Source organism: Aquiflexum sp., from assembly GCF_041749095.1.
Taxonomy (GTDB): domain Bacteria; phylum Bacteroidota; class Bacteroidia; order Cytophagales; family Cyclobacteriaceae; genus Aquiflexum.
The window spans coordinates 1-5,628 of sequence record NZ_JBGTCA010000039.1 but is presented as its reverse complement, the minus strand read 5'-3'; the positions used below and the strand labels follow the sequence as shown (position 1 = coordinate 5,628).

Below are 5,628 nucleotides of genomic sequence, written 5' to 3'. Positions count from 1 at the left end.
CCTACGTTTCTAGCTTTTTCTTGATTTCATTAAGCTTGATCAATGCTTCAATAGGAGAAATCGTATTGATGTCTATGCTGCCCAACATTTCCTGTGCTTCCTTGAATTTTGGATCGAGGTCAAATAGGCTCAATTGGAAATTGTTTTTGGGCATCTCCCTCATTTTTTCTTTAGAAGGAGACATTTCCTTGTCTTTTTCCAAATGCCCCATTATTTCGGACGCCCTCAAGACAATTGGGTTAGGCATCCCGGCCATTTGGGCGACATGGATACCAAAGCTATGTTCGCTTCCTCCTTCTTTTAGCTTTCGAAGGAATATTACCTTATTGCCGACTTCCTTTACGGAAACATTGAAATTTTTGATTTTTGGGAAATCGTCAGCCAATTGGTTGAGTTCATGGTAATGCGTTGCAAAAAGAGTTTTTGCCCTGAATTTGGGGTGGTTGTGCAGGTATTCTACGATGGACCATGCGATGGATATTCCATCGTAGGTTGAAGTACCTCTTCCAATTTCGTCCATCAAGACCAAGCTGCTATCCGAAAGGTTGTTAAGGATACTTGCTGTTTCGGTCATTTCAACCATAAATGTTGACTCCCCTTTGGCAAGGTTATCCGAGGCTCCAACTCTTGTAAACACTTTGTCGATGATACCGATCCTTGCATATGAGGCGGGAACAAAGCTGCCCATTTGTGCCATCAGTACAATCAAAGCCGTCTGCCTGAGCAAAGCGGATTTACCGGCCATATTTGGACCCGTTATGATCATGATCTGTTGGCTTTCATTGTCCAGATAGATATCATTGGGCACATAGGGTTCACCGATCGGAAGTTGTTTTTCTATGACAGGGTGCCGACCGTCTTTTATTTCAAGTGTATCGGTATCCGCAATTTTTGGTTTACAATAATTGTTTGCTTTGGCTACCCAAGCAAAAGAGATAAGACAGTCAATTGTTGCCAAAACCCTGGCATTTTGTTGAATTTGGGTGACGTATTCAGAAGCATCCTGCACCAAGGCCATAAAGTATTTCTGCTCAATGGCGATCATCCTTTCTTCCGCATTGAGGATTTTTTCCTCATATTCCTTAAGTTCCGGGGTAATGTATCTTTCTGCATTGACCAAAGTCTGTTTTCTGATCCATTCCTGAGGAACCTTGTCTTTATGTGAATTGGTGACTTCAAGATAATAACCAAAAACCTTATTGAATGCTACCTTCAATGACGTAATGCCGGTACGTTGTACTTCTCTTTGTTGCATGGAAACCAGAAAATCTTTGCCGGTATTGGCCAGGCCTCTGTACTCATCCAGGTCTGCATCCACACCTGATTTGATGATACCGCCCTGATGTACCAGCATGGGTGCGTCCTCCTGAAGTTCACGGTCGATTTTATCCAGGAGAAATTCGCAGGAATTGATCTGATCTGCCAGTTTTTTGAGAGATCCACTTTTGGAAGCAGATAAGAGTGATTTGATGGGGATGGTGTTTTTAAGGGCTTTTTTCAGCTGATTCATTTCCCGTGGGTTGATCCTTCCCACAGCGACCTTTGAAATCAACCTTTCCAGATCTCCTATTTGCTTGAGAGAAGCATGGATTTCTTCCCTAATTTCCACGCCTTCATAAAAGTAATCCACAATCTTTAACCTGTCTTCAATCGGTTCCTTTTCTTTTAAGGGAAGGACAAGCCATTTTCTCATCATCCTGGAGCCCATTGGAGTCACGGTATGGTCGAGGATATGGATCAAAGGAATTCCACCCTCTTGCTGGGGATAAACCAGTTCAAGGTTGCGAATGGTGAATTTATCCAACCAGACAAATTTTTCCTCCGCAATTCTTGAGATAGAGGCAATATGTTTGACCTCATTATGTTCTGTTTCCTCCAGATAATACAAAACTGCCCCTGCCGCCACGATGCCGTGCTCGAGGTTTTCTATCGCAAAGCCTTTCAGATTATTGGTCGCAAAATGATTCTTCAGCTTCTCATATGTATAGTCGAATTGGAATACCCAATCTTCACAGTGAAAAGTGGTGTACTGATCTTTAAGCATTTCCTGGGCTCTTGATTTTAAGGCTTTTGAATAAATGACCTCTGAAGGGCTGAAGCTTTGCAGCAGTTTTTCGATGTAGGGCTGGGTACCCTCCGCACACATAAATTCACCCGTCGAAAGGTCAAGGAAAGCAATTCCGAGAATCTCTTTTCCAAAATAAATAGAAGCGAGGTAATTGTTTTTTCTTTTATCCAGGACATTGTCATTGAAGGAAAGCCCGGGAGTGACCAGTTCGGTTACCCCTCTTTTGACTATCCCCTTGACTTCTTTTGGGTCTTCCAATTGATCACAAATGGCCACTCTGTTTCCTGCCCGTACCAATTTGGGCAAATAGGTATCGAGTGAGTGGTGGGGAAATCCGGCCAATTCGATATGCGAAGCGGATCCATTTGCTCTTTTGGTCAGAACAATATCCAATATTTTGGAAGCAACAACTGCATCTTGCCCGAAGGTCTCATAAAAATCACCCACCCGAAACAACAAAAGTGCTCCGGGATGTTTGGATTTGATGGCATTGTATTGTTTCATCAAGGGAGTTTCTTTCACTTCCTTTTCCTTCGCTTTGGCCATTTTGTCCCTGAATTAATTCTTTATGTTAATTTTGAAAATATTGAAAGCCTGAAATTAAAATATATCAAAAGGGAAACAAAACCACATGAGAAAATTAAACATGGAAGAACTCAATCGTTTGTCGGTGGAGGAATTCAAAGAAGTAAAAAAATCACCCATTGTCATTGTATTGGACAATGTGAGAAGCCTTAACAATGTAGGTTCGGCTTTTCGTACTTCTGATGCTTTTTTGATCGAAAAAATTTATTTATGTGGTATAACCGGAACGCCTCCCCATAAAGAAATCCATAAGACGGCCTTGGGGGCAACAGAATCAGTGGCATGGGAATATTTACCGACTACAATAGAGGCCATCGACCGATTAAAGACTACAGGATATCAGATATGTTCATTTGAGCAAGTGGATCGAAGTATTATGCTGGATAAGTTTGTTCCTATTGAAGATAGAAAATATGCCCTTATTTTTGGAAATGAGGTTTTTGGTGTGGAACAGGAAGTAATTGAAATCAGTGACCATGTCATCGAAATTCCACAATTAGGAACAAAGCATTCACTCAATATTTCGGTAACAATGGGAATTGCAATTTGGGACTTTGTAGTGAAGATGGGTGTTTTAAAAGCATAAAATGATGACAAAAAAAAAGAGCCTACTTAGACCCTTTTTTTCTTTTTGAGGTTTATTGGTATTTGCATTAATCTTCCTTGAATTTGTCCACGATATATAAAAAGAGGTTAAATGATAAAGTGGACATTCCTTCTTTTTTAATTTCCTTCTCACCACCCATTTTATAGAGGGGATTATCTTTTTTGGTTTGAGTGGTATTGGTCCCTGTTTTGATTTCTACTGTAGGAGATGCTGATTGCCTTTGGAAATTTTCAGATTTCTGTTCTGAAATTGATGACTCAGGACTTTCGAATTGATTGACAGCGTCACTGTTTCTTGGTGAGTCAGGAATATTTCTGTCCCTTTCGTTTTGGGCAAATGAAGCAAAATTGAAAAAAAGACAAAACAAAATTAAAAATGGAATTGCTTTACTGCCATTTGAATAAATTTTGATTCGATTTGTCATTTATGTGAAAGGTTTGATAGATATAACTGAATATTTTCAGCTAAGTTTCCAAAGTTATAAAATAAATTCTTCAATGCAAACGATTGACTTCATTGATTTTCAAAGAATAGACATCAGAATTGGCACTATTGTCAAAGTGGAAAATTTCGAAAAAGCCAGAAATCCTGCCTATAAACTTTGGGTGGATCTAGGTGATTTAGGTGTCAAAAAATCCTCAGCACAGATTACGGACCTTTATACATCCGATACCCTAATAGGGAAGCAGGTGATTTGTGTCTGTAATTTTGCACCAAGACAAATTGCAGATTTTATGTCCGAAGTTTTGGTGACCGGTTTTGATAATGGTAAAGGGCAGATAATCTTAGCCACCTCAGATACCATGGCTCCCAATGGAGCAAAACTTCATTAAATATTAATTTGATCTGTTTGTCAGGAATAAGCCGCAGAACCTGTTCTTTGCTCGTTCCTAAAGTAAAGGTTTTCATTAGAATTTGTAAAACGTTAAATTCGAAAGTAAACTAAACATAAACACATTATGAGAAAAATCATAGCATTGTTGATCATGTTAATGCCGGGAGTGCTATTTGCACAGTCTCTTGAAGGTGCATGGAAAATGACGCACCAAAACGGTAAACCCATGACTAATGTAGAATACATAAAAATCATTCAGGATGGTTATTTTGCATTTGGAGCTAAAGAGATAGGCACAAATAAATTTCACAGTGCAGGTGGTGGTGAATTTATCCTAAAAGACAATGCCTATCAGGAAACGCTGGATTTTTTTACCATCAAGCCCGAGTTAGTTGGTGAGACCACAGTTTTCAAACTGGATTTGGCAGAAGGGAAAATGGTGATTTCAGGTCGGGTGCAAGGTCAGACCTTGGTAGAAATATGGGAAAAAGTTGGAGATAGAAAAGATGATTTAACCGCAAACTGGGTTTTTACAGGAAGAAAGAAAGATGGGGAAATCTTCAGAAGTACACCCGGGGCAAGAAGGACTGTCAAAATCTTAAGTGGCGGCAGGTTCCAATGGATTGCCTTTAATTCTGCAACCAAGGAGTTTATGGGTACAGGAGGCGGTACTTATACTGCTGAAAATGGAAAATATAACGAGCAGATTACTTTTTTCTCCAGAGATGATTCCAGGGTAGGTGCCAGTTTGGGATTTGAATTTGAAGTGATTGAAAGTGAATGGCACCACAGTGGTCAAAGTTCTACCGGAAATCCGATTTATGAAATATGGACCAGGTATAAAGATGCCTATACGCCGATTAAGTAAAAACATGGTTCATCGCTATTTTTCCATTAAAGTAAAATCTGTGTTTTCACTGTGCCAGTAGACGGATGACCGTTGTAATGTGCATTTGAAGCATTTAACCATAGTTTGGATGATTTGACAGGTTTCTGGTAGGATGGCGTTTAATGATTAAAGAAATTGATTTTATAAATCGAACTTCAGGTTTCTCCATTTGGGAAGGAGCCTGAATTCTTTTTCAACCTAGCATCGGTCATCGGTCATCGGACATTTCATTAACCTTCTTTCTATTGTTTTCCCCCAACTTCCCTATGTCTCCAACAATCCACTAAATGGTCATTGACCAATCCGGTTGCCTGCATGTGTGCATAGATGATGGTGCTGCCTAGGAATTTGAAGCCACGTTTTTTTAGGTCTTTGGAAAGTCTATCTGAAACAGGTGTTGTTGCCGGAACTTCTGAAAGAGTTTTGAAGGAATTTTGTATCGGCTTACCATCTACGAAATCCCAAATGTATGTTGAAAAACTTCCGAAAGAGGCTTGGATTTCCATAAAACGACGGGCATTATTGATGGCAGACCTGATTTTTAATTCATTCCTGATGATTTCCTTGTTCTGTAAAAGTTCCTGAACATAACCCTCCGGTAAATCTGCGATAACTTTATAGTCAAATTCAGCAAAAGCCTTCCG

6 protein-coding genes are annotated in these 5,628 nt (G+C 39.7%); 3 read left to right on the top strand and 3 right to left on the bottom strand.

What is annotated here, in order from left to right; translation table 11 throughout:
* Position 1 precedes the first annotated feature (1 nt).
* Entirely contained in the window at positions 2–2,614 is a 2,613-nt protein-coding gene (mutS, locus tag ACEW8O_RS03140; protein WP_373493168.1) for a DNA mismatch repair protein MutS, read from the bottom strand.
* Positions 2,615–2,699: 85 nt separating this feature from the next.
* Between mutS and ACEW8O_RS03135 the strand changes: the two genes are divergently transcribed.
* A complete protein-coding gene (locus ACEW8O_RS03135; RefSeq protein WP_373493167.1) occupies positions 2,700–3,239 on the top strand; it encodes an RNA methyltransferase in 540 nt (179 codons plus the stop codon).
* 67 nt (positions 3,240–3,306) lie between these two features.
* On the opposite strand, the gene ACEW8O_RS03130 is transcribed toward ACEW8O_RS03135, so the two are convergent.
* The gene (locus tag ACEW8O_RS03130) at positions 3,307–3,684 is read right to left on the bottom strand and encodes a hypothetical protein (RefSeq protein ID WP_373493166.1); all 378 of its coding nucleotides are present in this window, start codon (positions 3,682–3,684) and stop codon (positions 3,307–3,309) included.
* 73 nt (positions 3,685–3,757) lie between these two features.
* On the opposite strand from ACEW8O_RS03130, the gene ACEW8O_RS03125 reads away from it, so the two are divergent.
* Positions 3,758–4,093, top strand: coding sequence for a tRNA-binding protein (locus tag ACEW8O_RS03125; RefSeq protein WP_373493165.1), 336 nt, complete (start codon positions 3,758–3,760; stop codon positions 4,091–4,093).
* 126 nt (positions 4,094–4,219) lie between these two features.
* The gene (locus ACEW8O_RS03120) at positions 4,220–4,963 is read left to right on the top strand and encodes a hypothetical protein (RefSeq protein WP_373493164.1); all 744 of its coding nucleotides are present in this window, start codon (positions 4,220–4,222) and stop codon (positions 4,961–4,963) included.
* A 263-nt stretch (positions 4,964–5,226) separates the two neighbouring features.
* On the opposite strand, the gene ACEW8O_RS03115 is transcribed toward ACEW8O_RS03120, so the two are convergent.
* Positions 5,227–5,628: DNA-3-methyladenine glycosylase I (locus ACEW8O_RS03115; protein WP_373493163.1), on the bottom strand; the 402-nt coding region annotated here is incomplete at its 5' end.